Origin of the sequence: Streptomyces sp. NPDC047017, assembly GCF_040644175.1 — a bacterium.
Lineage (GTDB): Bacteria > Actinomycetota > Actinomycetes > Streptomycetales > Streptomycetaceae > Streptomyces.
The window spans coordinates 14,306-38,162 of the sequence record NZ_JBEYVW010000032.1 but is presented as its reverse complement, the minus strand read 5'-3'; the positions used below and the strand labels follow the sequence as shown (position 1 = coordinate 38,162).

The following is a 23,857-nucleotide window of genomic DNA, read 5'->3' as shown; positions in this document are numbered from 1 at the left end:
CCCCCACCTGCGCAAACGTCCGCCGCCGAGCAGCGTGAGGGCATGACGCACCCCCACGCCGCCCACCGGCGCACCCGCCCCTTCCGCCAGGAGGTCAAGGACGCCGTCACCCCACGGGCCACGCTGCTCGTCATCGGCGTGGTGGCGCTCCAGCTGCTGTTCATCGCCTCCTACGTGGGCGCGCTGCACCACCCGAAGGCCAAGGACGTGCCCTTCGCGGTCGTGGCGCCCCGGTCGGTGGCCGAGCGGACGGCGGACCGGCTGCGCCGGCTGCCCGGCACGCCGCTGGACCCGCGCACGGTGGCCGACGAGGCGGCGGCCCGCCGGCAGATCATGGACCGGGACATCGACGGCGCCCTGGTCGTCGCCCCGTCCGGCACCACCGACACGCTCCTGGTCGCCTCCGGCGGCGGCACCATCCTCGCCACCACCCTGGACCGGCTGGTCGGCGCCGTGGAGAAGGACCAGCGGCGGGCGGTACGGACGGTGGACGTGGCCCCGGCCCAGGCCGGCGACTTCAACGGCCTGTCCGCCTTCTACCTGGTCGTGGGCTGGTGCGTCGGCGGCTATCTGTGCGCCTCGATCCTCGCCATCAGCACCGGCGCCCGGCCCGCCAACCTCCGGCGGGCCTCGATCCGGCTGGCCGCCATGGCCCTGGTCGCGATCGCCGGCGGGCTGGGCGGCGCGGTCGTCGTGGGCCCGGTCCTGGGCGCGCTGCCGGGCAGGGTCGTGTCCCTGTGGGGGCTCGGGGCGCTGGTCACCTTCGCCGTGGGCGCCGCCACGCTCGCCCTCCAGGGCGTCTTCGGCATCATCGGCATCGGCCTGGCGATCCTGCTGGTGGTGATCGCGGGCAACCCGAGCGCGGGCGGCGCCTTCCCGCTGCCGCTGCTGCCGCCGTTCTGGAAGGCGATCGGGCCGGCCCTGCCGCCGGGGGCGGGGACCTGGGCGGCGCGCTCGATCGCGTACTTCCGCGGCCACGCCCTGACGGGCGCCCTGCTGGTGCTGGCGGCCTGGGCGGCGGCCGGGGTGGTGCTCACCCTGCTGGCCGCGGGGCTGACGCGGAGACGGGCGGCGGGCGTCGCGAGCGGTACGGGCGGTACGGGCGGCGCCGCCGGAACGGAGTGGAAGGACAGCCCCGAGGAGACGGAGGCGGCGGGCGAGGCCCGCACGGACGGGGCCACATCCACCCCTGCGCCTGCGCCTACGCGCACAGATACGCCCGCGGAGACCCCCAGGCCCCCGCGCGAGCACGACACCTTCACCGACCCGAACGCCGCGCCCGCCCCCGGCACGGGAGCCGACACGGACCCCGCCCCCAACACCAGCACCGCCCCCGGCGCCGAGGACGACACGTGAGAGCCCCGCCCCCGCGTCTCTCACGCGCGGAAGCGGGACTCTCACGGTTCCCGTGGGGGGGGTGTGGTCCGGCCGGAGGGTCGGCCTCAGCCGAGCTGGGTGCCGGTCGCCGACAGCGCCTCGGTGACCGGCTGGAAGAAGGTCTCGCCGCCGGAGGCGCAGTCGCCGCTGCCGCCGGAGGTCAGGCCGATCGCGGTGTCGCCGTCGAACAGCGAACCGCCGCTGTCACCGGGCTCGGCGCACACATCGGTCTGGATGAGGCCGCTGACCGTGCCCTCGGAGTAGTTCACGGTGGCGTTCAGACCGGTGACCGTGCCGCTGTGCACATGGGTCGTGGAGCCGCTGCGGGTCACCTTCTCGCCGACGGTCGCCTCGCCCGCCTTGGTGATCTGCTGCGCCGAGCCGTTGTAGAGGTCGACCGCGCTCGGGTGGTCCACGGACCCGGTGTACTTGACCAGGCCGAAGTCGTTGCCCGGGAACTCGGACTGCGCGTTGCCGCCGATCACCGTGCCGCTGGAGTCCGACCAGGTGGAGATGGCGGAGGTGCAGTGGCCGGCGGTCAGGAAGTACGGTTGGCCGCCCTTGACCACGTTGAAGCCGAGCGAGCAGCGGCCCCCGGATCCGGTGATGGCGTCACCGCCCGCGACGAAGGGCTTGAACTTCCCCCGCGACCGCTTGAGTTCGGCCTTGCCGCCGAGCCCGTCGACGACCTTGGACAGCTTGGCCCAGCCGGCCCCGGAGACCGTGCTGTCGGCGGTGACGACCACCTTGTCGGTGACCGGGTCGGTCGCCCACGAGGTGCCGGGGATGGTCGCGCCCTTCGCGAGCGCCGTACGGGCGCCGTCGAGTTCGGCGAGGGTGTGCTCGACGAATCTGGCCTTCGCCCCCGCCCGCTCCACAGTCCGGGCGGTGTCCTCGTCGAGCACGTTGACCACGAGGTGGCGCGCCCGGGCGTCGTAGTACGCGCCCGCCGTGCCGGAACCGAGGTCCTTGAGCAGGGTCGAGGCGACCTTTCCGGCCGCCGGGGCGGACAGCGTGCGGGCCGTGGGGGCCTGCGCGGGCTCACTGGCGTTCGCAGTCTGGAAGGTGACTCCGGCGGCGACGAGCGCGGCGATGCCCGCGCCCACCACGGCCGGACGGCGCAGGGGTATGCGTCGATGCTTCAACTTCGTCCTCCTGTGGGGGGATCGACCAGGGAGGTTGTGGGGACCTCGCGGGCCGGAAGGCGGTTGAACGGCGCCTACTATTCCGAGGCCCGCAGGGAGCACACAAGGTCGAGTTCTGGACGCACGTACGTCAACCGGCGTACGCCCCTTGCGCCTTGAGCGCCCGAGGTCACACCGTCCCCGTTCGCTCTGCAAACACTACGAGCGAGTAACCTGTCAGCGCTCTGTGAGGTCTACTCCTGTCTTGTTCTCGCCCTTACGGAACCGAAGGTTCCGAAGGACCGGCAACGGCGAGGCCCCGCACGCGAGTCGCGTGCGGGGCCTCGTCCGAAGGCTGCCGTCAGTACATGTCAGTACACGTGGACCCCGTAGGCGCTCAGCGCCTCGGTGACCGGCTGGAAGAAGGTCGTACCGCCGGAGGTGCAGTCGCCGCTGCCGCCGGAGGTCAGGCCGTAGGCGACCCCGCTGTTGGAGTACAGCGGACCGCCGGAGTCGCCGGCCTCGGCGCAGACCGTGGTCTGGATGAGGCCGTAGACGACGTCGCCGTTGCCGTAGTTGACCGTCGCGTTGAGCGCGGTGACCCGGCCGCTGTGGATGCCGGTCGTGGAGCCGCGCCGGTAGACGGTGGTGCCGACGGACGGTGTGGCCGCGCTCTTGATGTCCACGCTGCCCACCGTGCCGGACTTGGTCACCGAGCTGTTGGTGTAGCGCACGATGCCGTAGTCGTTGGTCGGGAAGGAGGAGCCGGCCGTGGTGCCGAGCGTGGTCGCGTGCGAGGAGTCCGACCACCAGGTGCCCGCGCCGTCGGTGCAGTGGCCGGCGGTCAGGAAGTAGTAGTTGCCGCTGGCGTCCTGGACGTTGAAGCCCAGCGAGCAGCGCCAGCCGCTGGCGTAGATGGCGTCGCCGCCGGAGATCAGCTTGTTGAACCTGCCCGGCGTGCGCTTGATGGTCAGGGCCCCGGAGTCGGTGCCCGCCTGCTGTTCGATCTTGTCGATCTGGGCCTGGGAGACCCTGCTGTCGGCGGTGACGACCACCCGGTTGTGTGCGCTGTCGACCACCCAGGCGGTGCCGGGGACGTCGGCCTTGAGCACCGAGTCGCTCGCCTTGGTGAGCTGGGCGGCGCTGAAGGTGCCGGTGTCGGACGCGTTCGCGCTGGGGGCCGCGAACGCGGCGGTGGCCACGAGCCCGGCGGCGAGGGCGATCAGCCGGGCCTGTCTCGTGATGCCGCCGCGGGGGGCAGTGCGCTTGATCCTCACTTTTCGTTCCTCCACAAAGGAAGTCGGGGGCCCGCGTGGGGTCGGGGCCCGTGAGGCGCAGAGCCAGGAGCGAAGGTCCGGGAACCAGACAGGTTGTGCCCCTGACAAGCGCTGTGGGGGGAGTATTCGGCCGCACGGCCGGTCGGCGCAAGGGTGCCTTTCGGCCGTGCGGCCCTGTGTGTTTCGAGTGGACTGTGTGCGATCGTGGGTGCTTGACGGGACGTCAGTCACCGGGCAGCGCGCCCTCAGAGCAGGGTGCGCTCCCCCGCCGGTATCGCGAGGTCCAGCGTGTTGCCGGGCGGCGGGAAGGGGCACAGGAAGTGGTCGGCGAACGCGCACGGCGGGAGCACGGCGCGGTTGAAGTCCACCGTGGTGCGCCCCTCGCCGTCCGGCGCCTCCGGGTGCAGGAACCGGAAGCGGAAGCTGTCCTTCCCGCTGGTGGCGTCGGCGAACACCGCCCACAGCGCGCCGTCCGGCTGCCGGGCGACCTGGAGCGTGTGCTCCTGTCCCTCCAGCGTGAAAGCCAGTTCGCCGGCGAGCCCGAGGCCGCGCTCGTGTCCGTCCGCGTGGGGCACGCGCACGGTCCGGCTCTCCTCGTACGGCGTGAAGCGCCCCGGCACCGACCAGCGCGCGTCGTGCGGGGTGGCCTCGATGCCCCGGAACGCCCGGTGCGCCGGGGAGCCGGGGTCGTAGTCCCGTACGGCCCAGGCGCCTTCGCGGACGAGCACGGTCAGCCGGCGCTCGCCCAGCGCGACCCGGGCGTCCGCCACCGCGCCGGTGTCGGCGCCGAGCCGTACCGGGCCGGCGGGCGGGCGGCCGTCGACGGTCGGTCCGTCCGCCCCGGCAGCGGTGAGCACGACCGCGTCGCCGTCGGCCGTCCAGGTCCCGGGAATGCCCGGAAGGGAACCGTCCGGGTGGTCCTGGAGCCAGTGCGTGCCGGTCAGCGAGAGCGGGCCGTAGGGCGCCGACACCGTCTCGGTGCGGTGCTCGTGCCACTGCTTCCACCGGTCGGATGCGTCCGTCATGTGATCAACCCTTCCATAGGTGGCCAGGCGGCCAAACCGGAGTGCGGGCGCACAGGGGCGCCCTGGTACCGCGTGTGCGCGGGGGGATCGCGGCCGTCGCCCGTGTCCCGAGGGGGGCGCGGCCATCGCCCGTCTCCCGGCGCGCGCACCCGCCGAGCCGGGCGGTGCCGGGCGGGGACCGGGCCGGCCGCCGGGAGGGCGGACGTCCGGCCGGCGTTCGATTCGCCCGCCCGGACGACGACCGGATGGCTCCGCGGCGGGCCCGTACGACGGCCGCGTACGCGCCCCGTTCACCCGCGGCCCCCGCCGCCGGCCGCCCGCGCCCCGGTCCGGCGGACCGGGCCCAGCCCCAGGTGCTCCCTGAGCGTGCTGCCGGGATAGAAGGTGCGGAACAGGCCGCGGTGCTGGAGCAGCGCCACCGTGCCGTTGACCAGCCGCTCCAGGTCGCGGCCCGGCTCGGCGGGCACCAGGTGGAACCCGTCGACGGCGCCCTCCCGGTGCCAGGTGGTGATCAGTTCGGCGAGGTCCACCGGGCCGCCCCGGTACAGCGGGTCCCGGGGGCCCGGCCGGGGGCCGCCGCCCGCTCCCCCGAGTTCCCGGGCGCGCTCGAACGGGGGGTGCCCCCACCCCCGTTCGGCGGCGTACTCGCCGTCGCCGAGGTCCACGACCAGGCCGGCCAGGACCCGCAGGGTGTCCGGGTCGCGGCCGGACCGGGCCGCCTCCGCGCGCAGCCCGTCCCGTACGGCCGCGGCCCGCGCCGGGCTCCGCACGCGGATCAGCACGACGTCGGCGTCGCGCGCCACCGTGCCCCGTACGGCGCTCTCGGGGTCCTCGGTGGCGTCGACCACCCGGACGGGACACCCCTGCGGGGACCGGGACGCGACCGGGGCGGCCCGCCCGGCGAGGGCCGCCCCGGCGCCACCGCCGTACCGCCCCTCCCCCCGACCGGCCAACCGGCCGACGCCCCCGTCCCGGCTCATGTCCCGGCTCACGTCCCAGCCCCCGACACGATCCGTACGACCGCCCCGGCCGCCCCGGTCGCTCAGACGGTCCCGGTCGCCCGGACCGCCCCGGTCGCTCACACCGTCCCGTCGACCCCGGTCCCGGACGTCGACGTTCCCGCCCCGGCCGTCCCCGGCCCCCTCCTCTCCCCACTCGTCGCCGCCCGCCCCCCACTCCTCATCCACCCCCACCGTCACGCCAGCGCCTCCACCGGCCGGCGCCCCCGCGCGCCAGCCGGCCCGGCCGCGGGTGATCCGGTCGAGGGCCGTCACGGCCGCCGGCACCGGCGTCGGCCCCGTGTGCGGGGACGTGACGGTCGGGACCAGGCCGATGCGGTGGGTGGCGGGGGCCGCCCGGGTCAGGACGGCGAGCGCGTCGGGCCCGGGGCGCGTGCGGCTGTCGTCGAGCGTCACGAAGTCGAGGCCCCCGCTCTCGGCGAGCCGGACCGCCTCGGCGTAGGCACCGGCGTCGTACGCCGACTGCCGGTCGACGGCGGCGGCCAGGTGCAGCAGCCCCCGCGCGTGCGGCACCGTCATCGCGGGACGTCCTTCCCGCACGGGCCGCGGCCCCCGCGGCCGTCCCGGCGCGTCACGCACATCACGCCGGTCACAGGACCTTGGACAGGAAGGCCCGCGTCCGCTCGTGCCGCGGCCGGTCCAGCACCTCGCCGGGCGGCCCCTGCTCGACGATCCGCCCGGCGTCCATGAACACCACCGTGTCGGCGACCTCGCGGGCGAAGCCGATCTCATGGGTGACGACGATCATCGTGGTGCCCTGGCGGGCCAGGTCCTTGATGACGTCGAGGACCTCTCCGACCAGTTCGGGGTCGAGCGCGGAGGTCGGTTCGTCGAACAGCAGCAGGCCGGGCTCCAGGGCCAGCGCGCGGGCGATCGCCACGCGCTGCTGCTGGCCGCCGGAGAGCTGCCGCGGATAGGCGCCGGCCTTGTCGGCGAGCCCCACCCGCTCCAGCAGGCCGCGCGCGGCCGCCACGGCCTCGGCGCGGGGCCGCTTGAGCGCGGCGACGGGTGCCTCGACGATGTTCTCCAGCACGGTCAGGTGCGGGAAGAGATGGAAGTTCTGGAAGACGAAGCCGATCCGGGTGCGCTGTCTGAGCACCTCGCGCTCGGGCAGTTCGTGCAGCTTGTCGCCGGAGCGGCGGTAGCCGACGAGGGTGCCGTCGACGCTGATCGCGCCCCGGTCCACCTTCTCCAGATGGTTGATGGTGCGCAGCAGGGTCGACTTGCCCGAGCCGGACGGGCCGAGGATCACGGTGACCTGACCGGTGCTCACTTGCAGGTCGATGCCCTTGAGGACATCCAGCGGGCCGAAGCTCTTGTGGACGGACCTGATGTCGACCATGACGCTCATCGCGGTGATTCCTTCGGTGCCGGTGGTGAGGGAGGGAAGCAAGGGAAGGGGCGGAAGCAAGGGAGGTGCGGGAGAGGGGCGCGCGGGGCGCGGCCGCGCTCAGGCGACGGCGCGGGAGGCTCCCGCGCACAGGAAGGCCAGCGCCGCGCGGGCGGCGGCGTCGTTCTGCCGGAACGCGGGGCCGCCGGTGCGCGGCCGGGTGAACGCGCCGGGGGTACGGCCGTCGGTGTACGGGCCGAGCGCGAAGCGCCGGGGGTGCGGCCGGCCGGCCCGGTCCAGGACCCGGCCGTCGGCGCGGTCGACGCGGAGCAGTCCGTCCGGGGTCTCGGCGGCGCCCTCCTCGTACAGCGCGCGCAGCAGCGGGTCGCGGGTGCGCCGGAGCGTGGGCTCGGGCAGCCGTGCCTCGACCAGCGCCCGCGCCTCGACGGTGTGGCCGGGGACGGAGGCGCTCGACGCCCGGAACACGCCGTCCCCGGTGGTGACGGTCATGTCCGCGCCGACGAACTTCAGGATGCCCGCGCGCGACAGCGCGAGCATCTGCCGCAGCCGGGGCCCGGGCGGCCCGGAGGCGAGGAAGCTGAAGAAGCCGTGCCACCGGGACCCGGTGTCACCGAGCCGGGTCAACTGCCCGTAGACGGACAGCAGTCCGAGGAAGAGTCCCAGGTCGGCGCTGTGGGCCGGGTCGTGGCGGCGGCGCAGGTCGGCCTCGATGCGGCCGCGCAGCTCCGCCTGGAACTCCTCGGGCGAGGCATGCCGCACACCGGCCAGCGGGCGGTCGAGGGCGGTGAGGTCGAGCCGGTCGGCGGGGTCGGGCACGGCGGCCTCGGCCAGGGCCCGGCGGCCGGCGGGACCGGCGACGGCGTACCGCTCCTCGAAGTCGGCCCAGGACATGGCCGTCCGTTCGGGGTGGGCCGTGAACAGCCGGTGGTAGTGGGCGAACCCCAGCTCCTTGTCGACCAGCGGCCACACGTCGCGGTGGAAGTCCACGCCGTCCGGCCGGGCGAGCAGCGCGTCGATCTCGGCGGGGCCGAGGAAGCGGGGCAGCGGCGGGCGGGCGCCGGTGAGGTCGTAGCCGATCTTCGAGTGGTACGGCACCCCGCGCCGCGAGCCGGCGTACAGCACCGGTTCCCGTCCCGAGGGCCGGTAGGTGCCCTGCTCGTGGCGGCCGCCGCGGCCCTCGGTCAGCAGCACCATCAGGTCGACGAAGGCGAGCCCGAAGCCGCGCACCAGGACGGGTTCGCCGGGTTTCAGGACGGACAGGTCGCTGTCGGCGGTGAAGTCGGGCGGCAGGTGGACCAGGCCGTGGCGGCGGGCGTGGGCGGCCAGTTCCCGCTGCTCGTCGTCGAGTTCGGCGTCCAGGTGCCCGAGGGCGAGCACCACCAGATCGGCGAGCAGGGGGCGCGGGCGGCCCTCCAGCCACACCTGCTGGCGGCCCTCGCGCGGCCCGCTCAGGCGCAGGGCGCGGCGCCGGTGGTGGTGCACGGTGACACCGTCGGGCAGCGCGGCGACCGCCTCGTCGTACACCCAGCGCAGATAGGCGCCCTGGAGGCGGCGGTCGCCGAAGGTGCGGCCGGCCAGGCCCGCCCACTCGTGCAGGGTGGGGCCCTCACGGACCGGGCCGGCCATGTCCACGGTGTCGTCGGTGAACATGGTGACGTCCTCGGCGTGCGAGTTCATCCACAGCAGCGGGGACTGGGCGGCGCGCCAGATGCGTCCGCCGCCGGGCGGGTGCGGGTCGACGAGGTGGATGTCCAGACCGGAACCGCCGTACAGCTCGGGCGCGTTGGCGGCGATCCGCTCGATGAGACCGGTCCCCCGCGGCCCGGCCCCGACGATGACCAGGGAGGGCCTCACCGGGTGGCCTCCGTGCCCCGGGCGTAGTACTTCTCGACGTAGTGCTGGCCGACGCCGAGCACGGTGGTGACGACGGTGTACCAGAGGGTGGCCACCATCAGCAGCGGGATGACCTGATAGGTCTGGTGGTAGACGAGCTGGGCCGAGTACAGCAGGTCCTGGACGGCGATGACGCTGACGATGGAGGTGCCCTTGAGGGTGCCGATCAGCATGTTCCCGGCGGGCGGCACGATGGAGCGCATCGCCTGTGGCAGCACGATCCGCCGCAGGCGCCGCCACCGGCTCAGGCCGAGCGCCTGGGCGGCCTCGATCTGGCCGCGGTCCACGGAGAGGACGCCGCCGCGCACCACCTCGGCGGCGAACGCGGCCTCGTGCAGGGTGAGTCCGACGATCGCGACGGTGACCGGCCCGAGCAGGTCGACCGTGCGCACGCCGAAGAGCGTCGGGTACAGCGCCCCGATGTTGAACCACAGCAGCAGCTGCACCAGGATCGGGATCGACCGGAACAGCCAGACGTAGCCGCGGCTGACCGCGCGCAGCACCGGGTTGGCGGAGAGCCGGAAGACGGCGAGCAGGGTGCCGAGCGCGAAGCCGAGCACCATCACCAGGGCGGTCAGCCAGAGCGTGAGCCACAGTCCGCGCAGCACGGAGGCGGAGGTGAAGTAGTCGGCGACGACGTCCCATTGGAACGCCTTGTTGCGGACGACGGAGGTCAGGGCGAGGCCGAGCAGGACGAGGACGACGGCGGCGGCGGTCCACTGGCCGAGCCGGCGTTGCGGCACGATGCGCGGGACGTCGTCCTGTCCGGGGATGCCGGGCGCGGCGGGCGCCTCGGCGAGGGTGTCGGAGGACATGCGAAGGCTCCGTGACGTAGGTCGAACACGGGTGGTGCCTTCACACGGGCGGCGCCGCGGGGCGCGCTACGGCCGAGCCCCTCAGCAGGGCCGTCGCGGTCGAGAGTACGGTCCCGTTTCCCCTCGCTGTCAAGGGTGTCCAGCATATGAGCCGAACGTCTCGACTCGGTTGACGCGGACCCGCATGCCTGTTCCACTTGGCCCATGCATCCGCAGCAGTGGCTGGTCACGCGCTCCCACATCGACTTCGGTCGAGTGTGGTCCTGTTCTTGTTGAGCCGACCCCCTGCGCGCCTTGATGCCCCCGGGCGTCCCCGGCGTTCCGCCGTGCCGCCCCGCTGCTCCTGATTCTCCCGCTTCCCGCCTTCGCACGCGCTTCCCGCCTTCACACGCGCTCCCCTCCCCTCGCGCCCGCTGACACCCCTTTGCTCCCAGGAGACCGCACACCATGCGTACGCCCACGCGTGCCCGTAGACGGCATTTCATCCCCTTTGCCCTGATCAGTTCCGCGGCACTGCTGCTCACCGCGTGCGGCTCCGGTTCCGGCGGCGCCTCCGCCGGGGGCTCCTCCCGGGCGGCCGACAAGATCCCGACCACGGACGTCGTCTCCGGCGTCCAGAAGGACGCCGGGGCCGCCGCGCTGCTGCCGCCGGGCACCTCGGACCTGACCATCGCCTACGCGATCGGCAGCACCCCGCCGGGCACCTCCTTCCTGGGCGACGGCAAGACGCTGGCCGGCCAGGACGTCGACTTCGCGAACGCCGTCGCCAAGGCACTGGGCGTCAAGCTCAAGACGCGGCAGGCGAGTTTCGAGGCGATCCTGCCCGCCCTCGACAGCGGCAAGTACGACATCGGCGCCGGCAACTTCGGCGTGACCGACAAGCGGCGCAGGACCATCGACTTCGTCACCTACATCAACGACGGCCAGGGCTTCGCCACCCGCAAGGACAGCAAGCTGGGCAAGGTCACCGATCTCCGGCAGCTGTGCGGCCTGGACATCGCCACCGGCGCGGGCACCACCTTCGAGGCCACGCTGGAGCAGAACAAGCACCTGTGCACGGACGCGGGCAAGAAGGCGTACCGCGTGCAGACCTACGCCGAGGACGGCGCCCTGTGGTCCTCGCTCCAGCAGGGCCGCAGCGACGTGGTGATGTCGACCATCAACGGCCTGCGGTACTCGGTCGCCCACCAGCCGGGGCTGAAGTTCCTCAACGAGTTCCACCGGCTCGACGTCGGCTTCGCCTTCAAGAAGGGCACCGAACTGGCGCCGGCCTTCCGGGCCGCGGTGAACCGGCTGATCGCCGACGGGACGTACAAGAAGATCCTCGACAAGTGGGGCACGACGGACTCGGCGATCAAGACGTCCCGGATCTCACCCCCCGAACTGAAGAACTGAACGCCCGTCACGGCCGGCGCGGGAGCGCGGGAGCGCGGGAGCGCGGGAGCGCGGGAGCGGGAGCGCGGGAGCGGGAGCGTGAGCGCGCTCAGCAGCTGCAGCCCCCACAGCACTCACAGCACTGGCAGCACTCGCACACCTCACAGCACTCGCACGCCTCGCAGCACTCGCAGTACCGGCACCAGCCCCCGCGCCGCCGCCCGGACCACGGTCCGTCGAACTCCTCGGCGCAGCACGCCTTGCAGGTGCAGCACAGCCCGAGGGCGGCCGCGCACCCGGCCCAGAAACCGCGGCCGCCGGGGCGCGGCGGCTCGCCGTCGTGCGGCCGACCGCCCTGGTAGGGGTTGCCGGGGCCGTGCGGGGCGTGCGGCTCCTCCGCCTTGTGTCCTGCCGGATGCCCTGCCGGGTCTCCTGTCGCCTCTCCCGCCGCATGTCCGCAGGACCGGGTTCCGAAGGCGCGGTCCACCGAGCGGGACAGCTCGTGCGCGAGCAGCAGGTGCGCGAGCCGGCCGTCGCCGAACTCCACCTCTTTCAGGGCGAGGCGGATGCCGTGCACCGCGTCGTCGGCGAGCCGGCGGGCCTCGGTGAGCGAAGTGCCGGTCGCGGTCAGCGGGTTCCAGGCGCCCGAGGCGGCGTCGGCCGCGCGGTCCTCCACCGCGTCCAGGAGGTGCGCGAGCCGGCCGAAGAGGCGCCCGGCCTCGGCGAGCGGCGCGGCGTTGCCCGGCCGTCCGGCGAGGTGGGCGGTGTGCGCGAAGGCGGCGGCGGTCGCCGTCTCGGTCGGCTCGGTGACCGTCAGGACCGGCGTCCCGGGCCCGGCCAGCGCCTCGACGCCGTCCTGCCGCCGCACCGCGTCGAGCAGGACGGCCGTGTCGAATCCGATGTCGGCCCCGGTGCGGGCCCCCGCGCGTGACCAGCTGTCGGCGACCCGGCGTGCGGCGAGCGCCACCGGCCGCCGGGCCAGCAGCCCGTCGCCGTCGGCGACGTGGTCGCGCATCTTGGCGGAGGCCAGCACGAGCGAGACACAGGCCGCCAGCCGCGCGCCCTCGCCCCGGGCGACGGACGCGGTCCGCATCCCGCGCAACGGGCACGGTCCGGCCGTACGCCGCCGCCGCCCGCGCCCGGACTCGCCCGGCTCCTCCCCCTGAGCCTCCGTCAGAACCGATATGAGCAGGCCGTCATAGTTCGTCGCGATCCGCGCGAACTGCCCGTGGTCCCCGCGCAGCGCCAGGCACAGCCCGCACAAGTGGGCCGTCCACTGGGCCTTGAGGCGGTCGCCGAGCCGGTGGCGCAGGGCCTGACGATTCCGAACACGACGATCCCCCGTGGTCTGTACGGCGTTGGGCCGCCGCGTCGCAGCGGCCGTACCGGTCGTACCGGTCACCCGTTCGCCCGGCCGTACGTTCACCCGTACGCGCCATTGCTCACCCATGTGCCGTGGACAATCATATTTCACTCCCAGTCAGCATCGGTGTAGGGCGTGACCCTTGGGGCACAAGGCTCTCGACGGATCGGCTGTGCACCAGTACCGTCACAAACCCCCCGCGCGGCGTCTATCCACTTGGCGCGCCGTCCGCATCATGGATGACCATAGGGATGCGGAAAGCAAGAAAGACCGCTGTGAGAGGAGGCGTCCATGGGATCGGTACGCAAGGCGAGTGCGTGGCTCGGCCTCGTCGACGACAACGAAGACGAGCGCTACTACGACGACGACTACTCCGAGGGGGCCGAGCCCGGGGACGCCTGGGTCACCGACCCCCGGGTGAAGGTCGCCACGGACTCGGCCGAGGAGAAGGGCCGCCGGATCGGCACGGTGACGCCGGACAGCTTCCGCGACGCCCGCGCCATCGGCGAGCTGTTCCGCGAGGGGGTACCCGTGATCGTCAACCTCACGGCGATGGAGGCGTCCGACGCCAAACGCGTGGTCGACTTCGCGGCCGGGCTGGTGTTCGGGCTGCGCGGCTCCATCGACCGCGTGTCCACCCGGGTGTTCCTGCTCTCCCCCGCCGACACCGAGATCGTCAGCGGTGACCCGGGGGCGCACCGTTCGGACGGGTTCTTCAACCAGAGCTGAGGCAGGGCCGCACGCCGGCCCTGCCCCACCCGGGCCTCACCGGAAGGCGTCGAGACCGGTGAGCGCCTTGCCCAGCACGAGCTGGTGCATCTCGACGGTGCCCTCGTAGGTGAGCACCGACTCCAGGTTGGTCGCGTGCCGCATCACGGGGTATTCGAGGGAGATGCCGTTGGCGCCGAGGATCGTGCGCGCCGTGCGGCAGATCTCGATCGCCTCCCGCACGTTGTTGAGCTTGCCGAAGCTGACCTGCTCGGGGCGCAGGCGGCCGGCGTCCATGCGCCGCCCCAGATGGTGGGCGAGCAGGATCCCCTTGTGCAGTTCGACCGCCATGTCGGCGAGCTTGGCCTGGGTGAGCTGGAAGCCGCCGATGGGCCTGCCGAACTGCTCGCGCCCCTTGGCGTAGCCGACGGCGGCCTCGAAGCAGGACCGGGCCGCGCCCATGGCGCCCCAGACGATGCCGTAGCGGGCGTGCGACAGGCAGCCGAGCGGTCCGCGCAGCCCGGTGACCTCCGGCAGTACGGCGTCCGCGGGCAGCCGTACGCCGTCGAGGACCAGTTCGCTGGTGACCGAGGCGCGCAGCGACCACTTGTGCTTGATCTCGGGGGCGGAGAAGCCGGGGCTGTCGGTGGGGACGACGAAGCCGCGGATGCCGTCCTCGGTCTGCGCCCAGACGACGGCGACCTGGGCCACCGAGCCGTTGGTGATCCACATCTTGCGTCCGTCGAGCACCCAGTCGGTGCCGTCGCGCTTGGCGCGGGTGCGCATCGAGGCCGGGTCGGAGCCGTGGTCGGGCTCGGTGAGCCCGAAGCAGCCGATCGCCTCACCGGCCGCCATCGGGGGCAGCCACCGCTGCTTCTGCTCCTCGCTGCCGAAGCGGTGGATGGCGTACATGGCGAGGGAGCCCTGCACCGAGACGAGGGAGCGGATACCGGAGTCGGCGGCCTCCAGCTCCAGGCAGGCCAGGCCGTACTGCACGGCACTGGCGCCGGCGCAGCCGTACCCGCTCAGCGACATGCCGAGCGCGCCGAGCGCGCCCAGCTCGCGGGCCAGCTCCCGGATGCCGGGCAGCTCGCCGTCCTCGTACCAGCGGCCGATGTGCGGCAGCACCCGGTCGGCGGCCCAGGCGCGCACGGTGTCGCGGACGGCGAGGTCCTCCGGGTCCAGCAGATCGTCGATCCCGAGGGGGTCGGCGGGGTCGAACGGGGGCAGCGACGACTTCGACGACGCCGGCATGGGCACCTCCGACTAAGGAAACTAGCATCGCTAGTTAAACGGCTCCGGGCCGACGTTACGACGCGACGCGTCCCACGTCCAGAGCCGCCCTTCCCCGCGCGGCGGCGCCCGATGCCGCGGCGGCGCAAGGAGAGAGGCGGGTCACGCGGAGACGCGGGAGCGTTCGGCCTCGCGCTGCGCGGGCACCTCCACCCCCGCCTCCTCGCACTGCATCACCCGCGGCAGGCGCAGCGCGGCCACCGCGCCCAGCAGCAGCAGTCCGGCGCTGACCAGCAGCGTCACATGCAGTCCGTGCACGAACGCGTCCCGGGCGGCACTGCGCAGGGCGCCGCCCGCCGGACCGCCGAGCCGGGCGGCGACGTCGTAGGCCTCCCCCAGCGAGTGCGAGGCCGCCGCCGAGTCGGCCGCCGGCACCCCCGGCACCCGGGTGAGACCGGGCGCGTACGCGGCGTTCATCACCGTGCCCAGCAGGGCGATGCCCATCCCGGCGCCCAGCTGGTAGGAGGTCTCACCGATCGCCGCGGCCCCGCCCGCGCGGTCCGGCGGCGCCTCGCTGAGCATCGACTCGTACGCCCCGAACAGCGTGGTCTCCAGGCCGAGGCCGAGCAGTACGAACCCGGCCAGCAGCAGCGCGGCGTCGTCGGTCCCGCCCATCGCGGTCAGCACCACGACCGCGACCGCTGTCACACAGAACCCGGCGGACACCATCCGCCGCGGCCCGAACCGCCGCAGCACGCGCGCGCCCGCGAGCCCGGCCGCCATCGCGGCGAAGGTCAGCGGCAGCAGCCGCAGCCCGGTGCGCAGCGGCGAGAGCCCGAGCACCAGCTGCAAGTACTGGGCGGCGATCAGCTCCAGGCCGACCAGCGCCAGCATCGCCAGCACGATGCAGCCCACCGCCGTGCTGAAGGCCGGCCGCGCGAACATCCCGAGGTCCACCAGCGGATGCTCGCGCCGGCGCTGCCGCCGCACGAACGTCACGAGGAGCGCCACGCCCACCAGCAGCGGCCCCAGGGTGAGCGCGCTGAGCACGGGCTCACCGCCGCCGAGCCGCTGCACCCCCAGCACCGTGCCGAACAGGCCGGCCGCCGCGAGCAGCGCGCCGACCACGTCCCAGGGCCCGTCGCGCTCCCCGGTCGACTCGGGCAGCAGCAGCCGCCCCACCGGCAGGCTGACCAGCATCAGCGGGATGTTGACGAGGAAGACCGAGCCCCACCAGAAGTGCTCAAGGAGGAAGCCGCCGAGCAGCGGCCCGACCGCCGCGCCCACCGCGGCGACCGCGCTCCAGATACCGATCGCGAGCGCGCGCTCGCGCCGGTCGGGGAAGACCTGGCGCAGGATCGACAGCGTGGCGGGCATGATCATGGCGCCGCCGACGCCGAGCAGCGCCCGGGCGAGGATCAGCGTCCGCGGTTCGTGGGCGAAGGCCGCCACGGCGGACGCGATCCCGAAGAGGCCGTAGCCCAGCAGCAGGACGCGTCTGCGCCCGACCCGGTCACCGAGCGTGCCGAAGAGGATCAGCAGCGAGGCGCAGACCAGCGGGTAGACGTCGACGATCCAGAGCAGTTCGACGGGGCCGGGCCGCAGGTCCTCGGTGACGGCGGGCACCGCCACGTGCAGCACGGTCGCGTCCACCGCGACCAGCAGCAGGCTGACGCAGAGCACCACCAGGACGACCCAGCGGCCCGCACCGGCCCCGGCCTGACGACGGCGCAGCCGTGCGGCGGCCGTGGTCGTCCCGGACATGTACGTACCTCCCAGATGAACCCTCGCATCGGCGGGCCGGCGGGGCGGGGACCCCCGCGGCTCGGCCGGGGAGGAGCGGTGGTCCCCGGCCTGTGCGGCGATGTGCGAGTGACTCGGCAGCCTACGCGAGTCCTCCGCCGTCCAGCATGGCCCAGCTCTCACCCGCCGCCCGCAACCCGTGTGGCGTACGCCACTGTGCGGGCCGCCCGGTCCGGCCCGGCGGTCCCGGCCGCCCCGCGCCCCGTCGATAATCGGGCCCGTGACCGATCTCGCGACGCGCGCGGAAGCGACCCGCCCGGCGGCCCTGCGCCGGGCCCTGCGCCGGGTGGCCCCGGCGCTCCTCGGGTACGCGGCCGTCCGCGCCCTGGGGCTGCTGGTCCTGGCACTGTGGAGCGCGGCGCGCGGCAAGAGCGCGTACACCCTGCTGACCGCCCGCTGGGACTCCCTCTGGTACGCCAGGGTGGCCGGCGGCGGCTACGGCCATCAGGTGCGGCTGCCGAACGGGGACGTCCACTCCGACCTGGCCTTCTTCCCGCTGCTGCCCTGGCTGGAGCGGCTGGGGGCCGCCGTGGGCCCGCTGTCGTACGCCGACGCGGGCTTCGTGGTGAGCCTGCTCGCCTCGCTCGCCGCGGCCTGGGGGATCTTCGCGGTGGCCGACCTCCTGCACGGCCGGCGGGCCGGGGTCTGCGCGGTGCTGCTGTGGGCGCTCCTGCCGGTGGGGATCGTGCAGTCGATGGCGTACAGCGAGTCGCTGTTCACGGCGCTCGCCGCCTGGTCGCTGTACTGCGTGCTGACCGGCCGCTGGGCCGGCGCGGGGACGCTGGCGCTGCTGGCGGGGCTGACCCGGCCGGTCGGTCTCGCCGTGGCCGCCGCGGTGTGGGCGGCGGCGATCACCTCCTTCGAGCCCGACCGGAGCGCGCCGGCGCCCGGGGGCGCCCGGCCCGCTCCGCGCGCCCCCGCGGCCGCCGGCGCCCCCGCCCGCCGCCTCCTCGGCATGCTGCTCGCCCCGCTGGGCGCCGCCGGCTACGTCCTGTGGGTCGGCCATCGCACCGGTGGGGGCCCGCTCGGCTACCTCGACGTCCAGGCCGGCTGGCGCAACGGCTTCGACGGCGGATACGCCTTCGCCCGCTTCGTCGCCGGCAAGTTCACCTCGCCCCTGCCGGCCCTGGCCGGGCTCGGGCTGACCGCCGGGGTGGCGGCGATCCTGTGGCTGTACGCCACCGGCGTACGGCAGCGCCAGCCGCTCGCGCCGCTGGTGTACTCGGGCGTGGTCACCGCGCTGGCGCTGTGCGCGTCGAGCTACTTCGGCTCCAAGCCGCGCCTGCTGCTGCCCGCCTTCCCGCTGCTGTTCCCGCTCGCCCTGGCCCTGGCCCGGACGCGCGCCCGGCGGGCGGCCTGGATCGTGGGCGGCGTCGCGCTGGTCTCGGCGCTCTACGGGGCGCTGTGGCTGAACGGCTCGGGCCCGCCGTGACCGGCCCTCCCCGCGGCGAATTCCCTCTCCGGGACTTCCGCGAAGCATTCATAAACTTCAGATAAGCGCCCGCCGGAATGATCAAAGGAAATGCGTGCCGGGCAGGTAAGACGATTGTGAAATCCGCGGAAAACAGGCTCCGTTGAGAGCAATCCCACATCACATCGTTATCACAAACCACCTGATTCGTCAGGGGACTGAGCACACTCGCTGTAACGTCGATTAGGTGCGTACCGAAGGAACCCTCACCCGCCTGGACCGGGTGTTCGCCAGGCTGGACCGTGAGCCACAGCGGCCGGCGCACATCGACGTGCCGAGAATGAGCAGGCACCGGGTGGTGCTGTTCTCGGCGACCCTGGCCTTCTACCTGGCGATCGTCTGGGCCGTGGTGACCACCTCCTGGCTGGTCCGCCTCGACTGGCAGGTCATGTTCTTCCGGCCGTACCAGCAGTGGCCGCAGATCCACGCGTTCCTCGACTACTACGTGGTGCTGGGCCAGCGCGGCCCCACCGCCGTGATGGTCGCCTCCTGGCTGGGCTGGCGCTCCTGGCGGCAGCACACCCTGCGCCCGCTGCTCACCCTCGGCGCCTCCCTGCTGCTGCTGAACGTCACGGTGGGCGCCGCCAAGTACGGCATGGGACGGCTCGGACCGCACTACGCGACCGTCATCGGCTCGAACGAGATGGGCCTGGGCGGCGATATATTTCCCAGCGGCCACACCGCCAACGCCGTGGTGACCTGGGGCATCCTGGCCTATCTCGCCTCCACCCCGAGGGCGCGCCGCTGGCTGTCGGCGCTGTCCGCGGTGACCTCGCTCGGCGTCGGCCTCACCACCGTCTACCTGGGGACGCACTGGCTCAGCGACGTGCTCCTCGGCTGGGCCGCCGGCCTGCTGATCCTGCTGGCGCTGCCGTGGTGCGAGCCGCTGATCGCGCGTACCGAGACCGCCCTGTTCGACCTGCGCGACCGCTGGCGGGCCCGGCGCGAGCGGCCGCTGCGGGCCCCCGTCCCGGCCCTGCCCGTGGGCGTGCCCGCGCTGCGCCGGCCGCGTCCGGCCGGCGCCCCGAAGGAGGCCGCGTCGGCCCGCGAGACGGTCGGCGCGAGCCGCTCGGCCCGGGCGCCGGTCTACCTCGCCCCCGGTCCGCACCCGGCGCGCGCGGAGCGCCTGCCGCTCGGCCCGGCCGGCGGCCGCCGCCCGCCGCACCCCGACCGGGTGCCGCGCGGTACGGCCTCGGCGGCCCGCCCCTGACCGGCTCAGCCCTTCCAGGCGCGGGCCACCCGCCCGTCCTCGACCTCGAAGTTGAGCCGTCCCACCCGGTACTCCATGGTGATGACGGTGCCCGGCGCCAGGGCGCGCACCGTGGTCCAGCCCCGGTCGCGCGCGAGCCGCTCGGCCCGGCCGGCCTCCAGGCCGACGTACCCTTCCGGACTGTCCTGGGACTCCGCGGGCGGAGTGGGAATCGGTGCCATGCCGCCACGCTAGACGCCGGGCGGCGACGGGGGAAGCTCACCACCGCCCCGGGAGTCACGTGAGCCGCCTCAGCCGCCCCTGTCACGTTTACGTCACAAGATCACCACGACGGTGTCCGGCTGAACTTCCTCGGTCCCGGGAGGAGTTGTTCCCTCTTCCGCGGGTATTCGAACGTAATTCCCCCGAGGCCCGAACAGGCCGGGAAAAGCCTTGCGGAAAGGGCCGGGAGAACGGGACGGCAACCGGGACGAGGTGTGTTCGACGGGCCGTTCCTCCCGCATTCCTCCACACCCGTGCGCGCACCGCGCGCGGAACCCGGCGCGCACAGCAATTTCACCGTCCGGGGACAGCGCCACCGGTAACGGCGCCGCCCGTGCCGGTGCCGTGCGGGCCGGCGCGGTGGGTGCCGGTGCCGTCCGCGGCGGTGCCCTCCGGGCCGCCGCGGGACAGCGCCGCGTCGAGCCGGTCACGGACGGCCCGCAGCACCTCGGTCAGCCCGGCGGGCTCCAGCACCTCGAACGGCAGGCCCGTCATCAGCACGTGCACGGCCATCACCTCCAGGCTCGGGGCGCCGGTGCGCAGGATGCAGGAGTCCGGTCCGTCGTCCGGCTCCAGCGTCCCGGCCGAGGGCAAGACCCGCTCGGCCGCCTCCGTCCGCGGCACCAGCAGCCGGACCACGGCCTGGGTGGCGTACACGCGCCGGGAGACGCCCTCGGAGACATAGGCGGCGAGGTCGCCGGCGGGCGGGGTGCGCGGGGTGAAGCGCGGGCCGTGCGGCGGCCTCGGGGTGATCCGGTCGACGCGGAACGTGCGCCAGTCCTCGCGGTCCAGGTCCCAGGCGACCAGATACCAGCGGCGCTCGGTGCACACCAGGCGGTGCGGTTCGACGGTCCGGCGGGTCGGGTCGCCGTCGTGGCCGCGGTACGCGAACCGCAGCCGCTCGGCGTCCCGGCACAGCTGGGCCAGTTCGGTCAGCACGGCCGGGTCCACGATCCCGGTGCCCGGGCCGCGCAGCATCGGCACGGTGAAGGCGGTGAGGGCGCCGACCCGGCGGCGCAGCCGGCCCGGCAGCACCTGCTCCAGTTTGGCCAGCGCCCGCACGGAGGTCTCGCCGATGCCCTCGATGCCCTCGATGCCCTGCCCGGCGGCGGTGCGCAGCCCCACGGCGACGGCGACCGCCTCGTCGTCGTCCAGGAGCAGCGGGGGCAGCTCGGCGCCCGCGCCCAGCTGGTAGCCGCCCCCGGTGCCGGGACTCGCGTGCACCGGGTAGCCCAGTTCCCGCAGCCGGTCCACGTCCCGGCGCACCGTACGCGCGGTCACCCCGAGCCGGTCGGCCAGCTCGGCACCGGACCAGTCCCGGTGGGCCTGGAGCAACGAGAGCAGCCGCAGCAGTCGAGCAGAGGTCTCCACCATGGGGGCGAGTCTTCCAGCCCTCGCGGACAGCCACGGTCCTCGAAGGCCGGTCACTCTTCTGACAGTTGACGCAAAGTAACAAGTCGAACACTTTATGGTCACCATCGGTCGGGGAGGTGCATTCGGTTCGCCGCGGGGCGTGACCCCCGCCGCGGATCGCCCGTTGTCTTCTGCATGAGCCGGGGGCCCTCCCGGTTCATGGGCCGGGAGCCACCCGGTCGCCGCCGCACCGCATCCCGAGGAGCCACCCGTGCCGCGCATGCTCGACGTCAGCGACGCCGTACGCGCCGAGATCGGCGACGAAGAAGCCGACCGGCTGCTCGCCGGAGAGAACGCCCCGGGCAGTTACGACTGCACGTCCTGCCGCACCCCCGGCGACTCCGCGCAGGAGCGCACCAGCACCGTTCTGTTCGTCGGGGACGAGACCGCCGTCCTCGCCTTCGCCCACTCCACCTGCCTGCCCTCGCAGGTCGTCCAGGTCACCGAGGATCAGCTGCGGGGCGCGGTCCGGTCCATCAACGCGGACGCGGGCGCCGCCGCCGGGGTGCCCGCCCAGGGCCTGCCGCAGCAGCCCGCGCCGGAGAGGGCCGTCCCCGAGCAGGCCGTGCTGGGGGTGACCAGCGGCCTGGTCCTGGTCGCCGGGGAACTGCACCCCGCGCTGGTGGTCGAGCCGACCGCGCCCATCGTGCGGCCGGGCACGACCGGCCCCGGCGACGACTTCCTGACGCTGCTCACCGAGCAGGGCTACCAGCCCGTGGCGGACCTCGGCTCGGTGCCGCCGGTGCTGCACGGCTGGTCGGTGCTGCTGGCCATGGGCCAGCTGCACGCCGTACTCCAGCCCGCCGCGAACGGCGGCGGCGGTACGGCGGCCTGGTGGCAGGCGCACCAGCCGCTCCAGGTCAGCGACGGCTGGCGGGCGGCCGCCAACAAGCACCAGCAGGTGCTGCTGTTCGCCGCCCCGGTCGGGTCCATCGGGCGGCAGCCGCGCGAGGACCTGCTGCGCGGTGCGCTGGACAAGGCGGCGGCGCGGGGCAGGCTGGTCGCGGCCACGCTGCCGCTGGCCGGGACCTGAGCCGCATCTCTTCCGGTTCGGGGTCGTTTGGACATACGTGCACGCATATGACCTTCCCCGCCGCCAGTCCTACCAGCCGATCCGGTCCGCGCGGCCGGCCGACGATCCGCACGGCGGCGCGTCGGCCACGCCGATCTACGACGCGCTCTACGCCGAGTACGTCAAGTCCTACCGGACGCTGCCGGGCGACCGCAGCGGCGAGGAGGACCTGGGTTTCGTCGCGTTCGGGAACCTCCCGCACGGCGCGGGCCCGAACGCGTACATCGCCTACAGCGCGGGGGCGTACAGCACCCGGCACGGCACCGGTCAGCAGCAGTCGCTGTGGCAGCGCGTCGGGACCGTGGGGCGGCAGGAGACCGGCACCGGGATGCACCACGTCCCGGCGGCACTGCCGCCCGGCCCGCGCCGCGCCACCTGACGGCCCCGGCGTACGGGCGACCCCCGGGGTACGGAGGGCACACGGATCGGCGTACGGCCGGCATACAGGTCGGCGTACGGACAGGGAAAGGGCGGCTCCCCGCACCGGGGGGCCGCCCTTCTCACCTCCGTCCGCGCCGTCCGCGCGGCCGCGTCACTTCTTCTTCGCGCCGCGCTTCTCGCGCACCCGCACCGAGATATGGATCGGCGTACCCTCGAAGCTGAACTCCTCGCGCAGCCGGCGCTCGATGAAGCGGCGGTAGCCCGCCTCGATGAAGCCCGAGGCGAACAGCACGAACCGCGGCGGCTTGGTGCCGGCCTGGGTGCCGAACAGGATGCGCGGCTGCTTGCCGCCCCGGATCGGGTGCGGGTGGGCGGAGACCAGCTCGCCCAGGAAGGCGTTCAGCCTGCCGGTCGGCACCCGGGTCTCCCAGCCCGCAAGGGCCGTCTCGATGGCCGGGACGAGCTTCTCCATGTGCCGCCCGGTGCGCGCCGAGACGTTCACCCGAGGGGCCCAGGCGACCTGGCCCAGCTCGGTCTCGATCTCCCGCTCCAGGTAGTAGCGGCGCTCCTCGTCGAGGGTGTCCCACTTGTTGTAGGCCAGGACGATCGCGCGGCCCGCCTCGACGGCCATGGTGACGATCCGCTGGTCCTGCACGGAGATGGACTCGGAGCCGTCGATCAGGATGACGGCGACCTCGGCCTTCTCCACGGCGGCCGCGGTGCGCAGCGAGGCGTAGTAGTCCGCGCCCTGCTGGAGGTGGACCCGCTTGCGGATACCGGCGGTGTCGACGAACTTCCAGGTGACGCCGCCCAGTTCGATCAGCTCGTCGACCGGGTCGCGGGTGGTGCCCGCCAGCTCGTTGACGACGACCCGCTCCTCGCCGGCCACCTTGTTCAGCAGCGAGGACTTGCCGACGTTGGGGCGGCCGATCAGGGCGATGCGGCGCGGGCCGCCGACGCCGCCGGCGCCGAAGGTCTCCCGGGGCGCCTCGGGCAGCACCTCCAGGACGCGGTCCAGCATGTCGCCGGTGCCGCGGCCGTGCAGCGCCGAGACGGGGTGCGGCTCGCCGAGGCCGAGGGACCACAGGTAGGAGGCGTCGGCCTCGCCGCTGGGGCCGTCGACCTTGTTGGCGCACAGCACCACGGGCTTGCCGGCCTTGCGCAGCAGCCGCACCACGGCCTCGTCGGTGTCGGTGGCGCCCACCTTGGCGTCGACGACGAAGACGACCGCGTCGGCGGCCTCGATGGCGTACTCGGCCTGCGCGGCCACGGAGGCGTCGATGCCGAGGACGTCCTGCTCCCAGCCGCCGGTGTCGACGACCTTGAAGCGGCGCCCGGCCCACTCGGCCTCGTAGGTGACCCGGTCGCGGGTGACGCCGGGCTTGTCCTCGACGACCGCCTCGCGGCGGCCGATGATGCGGTTCACCAGGGTCGACTTGCCGACATTGGGGCGGCCGACGACGGCGAGAACGGGCAGCGGGCCGTGTCCGGCGGCCTCGATGGCGCCTTCGACGTCCTCGATGTCGAAGCCCTCTTCCGCGGCGAGCTCCATGAACTCCGCGTACTCGGCGTCGCCGAGCGCCCCGTGCTCGTACTCGTGCGCGGCCGAGCCGTCGGGCTGGATGTCGTCGTTCATGAAGTCCGTACCTCGTAGTTCAGTGTGGTGGTCGGTGGCGCGCGGCGGGAG

At 73.9% G+C, this 23,857-nt stretch carries 18 protein-coding genes and 2 pseudogenes; 7 read left to right on the top strand and 13 right to left on the bottom strand.

All coding sequences use genetic code 11. The features are described from left to right. Positions 1-42: 42 nt before the first annotated feature. Positions 43-1,065 (top strand): annotated as a pseudogene (locus ABZ858_RS35590) (DUF3533 domain-containing protein); the annotation flags it as partial. 377 nt (positions 1,066-1,442) lie between these two features. Here ABZ858_RS35590 and ABZ858_RS35585 read toward each other — a convergent pair. The 7 genes from ABZ858_RS35585 to ABZ858_RS35555 all read right to left on the bottom strand — a co-directional run bounded on the left by ABZ858_RS35585 (position 1,443) and on the right by ABZ858_RS35555 (position 9,881). Beyond that, positions 1,443-2,522, bottom strand: coding sequence for a S1 family peptidase (locus ABZ858_RS35585; protein WP_361388604.1), 1,080 nt, complete (start codon positions 2,520-2,522; stop codon positions 1,443-1,445). 350 nt (positions 2,523-2,872) lie between these two features. After that, positions 2,873-3,778 carry a S1 family peptidase gene (locus ABZ858_RS35580; RefSeq protein ID WP_361388601.1) on the bottom strand — a complete coding sequence of 302 codons (906 nt, stop codon included), beginning with the start codon at positions 3,776-3,778 and terminating at the stop codon, positions 2,873-2,875. A 245-nt stretch (positions 3,779-4,023) separates the two neighbouring features. After that, positions 4,024-4,803 carry a DUF1684 domain-containing protein gene (locus tag ABZ858_RS35575; RefSeq protein ID WP_361388598.1) on the bottom strand — a complete coding sequence of 260 codons (780 nt, stop codon included), beginning with the start codon at positions 4,801-4,803 and terminating at the stop codon, positions 4,024-4,026. Positions 4,804-5,093: 290 nt separating this feature from the next. Beyond that, positions 5,094-6,341, bottom strand: coding sequence for an LLM class flavin-dependent oxidoreductase (locus tag ABZ858_RS35570; RefSeq protein WP_361388595.1), 1,248 nt, complete (start codon positions 6,339-6,341; stop codon positions 5,094-5,096). Between the two features lie 70 nt (positions 6,342-6,411). Next, positions 6,412-7,173, bottom strand: coding sequence for an amino acid ABC transporter ATP-binding protein (locus ABZ858_RS35565; RefSeq protein ID WP_361388593.1), 762 nt, complete (start codon positions 7,171-7,173; stop codon positions 6,412-6,414). Between the two features lie 99 nt (positions 7,174-7,272). Next, entirely contained in the window at positions 7,273-9,027 is a 1,755-nt protein-coding gene (locus ABZ858_RS35560; RefSeq protein WP_361388590.1) for an FAD/NAD(P)-binding protein, read from the bottom strand. Beyond that, entirely contained in the window at positions 9,024-9,881 is an 858-nt protein-coding gene (locus tag ABZ858_RS35555) for an amino acid ABC transporter permease (RefSeq protein ID WP_361388587.1), read from the bottom strand. The genes ABZ858_RS35560 and ABZ858_RS35555 overlap by 4 nt, the downstream gene beginning before the upstream one ends. A 447-nt stretch (positions 9,882-10,328) precedes the next feature. Between ABZ858_RS35555 and ABZ858_RS35550 the strand changes: the two genes are divergently transcribed. Next, positions 10,329-11,276: an ABC transporter substrate-binding protein gene (locus ABZ858_RS35550; protein ID WP_361388584.1), complete on the top strand. Its 948-nt coding sequence runs from the start codon at positions 10,329-10,331 to the stop codon at positions 11,274-11,276. A gap of 88 nt (positions 11,277-11,364) precedes the next feature. On the opposite strand, the gene ABZ858_RS35545 is transcribed toward ABZ858_RS35550, so the two are convergent. Continuing rightward, complete coding sequence (locus tag ABZ858_RS35545) at positions 11,365-12,705, bottom strand: DUF5685 family protein (RefSeq protein WP_361388581.1); 1,341 nt, start codon at positions 12,703-12,705, stop codon at positions 11,365-11,367. A gap of 204 nt (positions 12,706-12,909) precedes the next feature. Between ABZ858_RS35545 and ABZ858_RS35540 the strand changes: the two genes are divergently transcribed. Then, a complete protein-coding gene (locus ABZ858_RS35540; protein ID WP_361388578.1) occupies positions 12,910-13,347 on the top strand; it encodes a cell division protein SepF in 438 nt (145 codons plus the stop codon). A gap of 36 nt (positions 13,348-13,383) precedes the next feature. Here the strand turns inward: ABZ858_RS35540 and ABZ858_RS35535 are convergent, their stop codons facing one another. Together ABZ858_RS35535 and ABZ858_RS35530 are read right to left on the bottom strand one after the other, a co-directional pair. Continuing rightward, positions 13,384-14,580, bottom strand: coding sequence for an acyl-CoA dehydrogenase family protein (locus ABZ858_RS35535; RefSeq protein WP_361388575.1), 1,197 nt, complete (start codon positions 14,578-14,580; stop codon positions 13,384-13,386). A gap of 141 nt (positions 14,581-14,721) precedes the next feature. Further along, a complete protein-coding gene (locus tag ABZ858_RS35530; RefSeq protein WP_361388572.1) occupies positions 14,722-16,323 on the bottom strand; it encodes an MFS transporter in 1,602 nt (533 codons plus the stop codon). A 259-nt stretch (positions 16,324-16,582) separates the two neighbouring features. On the opposite strand from ABZ858_RS35530, the gene ABZ858_RS35525 reads away from it, so the two are divergent. Together ABZ858_RS35525 and ABZ858_RS35520 are read left to right on the top strand one after the other, a co-directional pair. After that, on the top strand, positions 16,583-17,794 hold the full coding sequence (locus ABZ858_RS35525; RefSeq protein WP_361388569.1) for a hypothetical protein: 1,212 nt from the start codon (positions 16,583-16,585) through the stop codon (positions 17,792-17,794). Between the two features lie 226 nt (positions 17,795-18,020). Continuing rightward, positions 18,021-19,043 carry a phosphatase PAP2 family protein gene (locus tag ABZ858_RS35520; RefSeq protein ID WP_361388566.1) on the top strand — a complete coding sequence of 341 codons (1,023 nt, stop codon included), beginning with the start codon at positions 18,021-18,023 and terminating at the stop codon, positions 19,041-19,043. Between the two features lie 5 nt (positions 19,044-19,048). Here the strand turns inward: ABZ858_RS35520 and ABZ858_RS35515 are convergent, their stop codons facing one another. Continuing rightward, positions 19,049-19,264, bottom strand: a complete 216-nt coding sequence (locus ABZ858_RS35515) for an I78 family peptidase inhibitor (protein ID WP_361388563.1) — start codon at positions 19,262-19,264, stop codon at positions 19,049-19,051. 442 nt (positions 19,265-19,706) lie between these two features. After that, positions 19,707-20,678: pseudogene (locus ABZ858_RS35510) on the bottom strand (YafY family protein); the annotation flags it as partial. Positions 20,679-20,928: 250 nt separating this feature from the next. Here ABZ858_RS35510 and ABZ858_RS35505 point away from each other — a divergent pair. Then, the gene (locus tag ABZ858_RS35505) at positions 20,929-21,750 is read left to right on the top strand and encodes a hypothetical protein (RefSeq protein WP_361388560.1); all 822 of its coding nucleotides are present in this window, start codon (positions 20,929-20,931) and stop codon (positions 21,748-21,750) included. A gap of 37 nt (positions 21,751-21,787) precedes the next feature. Further along, on the top strand, positions 21,788-22,168 hold the full coding sequence (locus ABZ858_RS35500; protein WP_361388557.1) for a hypothetical protein: 381 nt from the start codon (positions 21,788-21,790) through the stop codon (positions 22,166-22,168). Positions 22,169-22,321: 153 nt separating this feature from the next. Here ABZ858_RS35500 and der read toward each other — a convergent pair whose 3' ends face one another. Beyond that, positions 22,322-23,806: a ribosome biogenesis GTPase Der gene (der, locus tag ABZ858_RS35495; RefSeq protein ID WP_361388554.1), complete on the bottom strand. Its 1,485-nt coding sequence runs from the start codon at positions 23,804-23,806 to the stop codon at positions 22,322-22,324. Positions 23,807-23,857 lie beyond the last annotated feature (51 nt).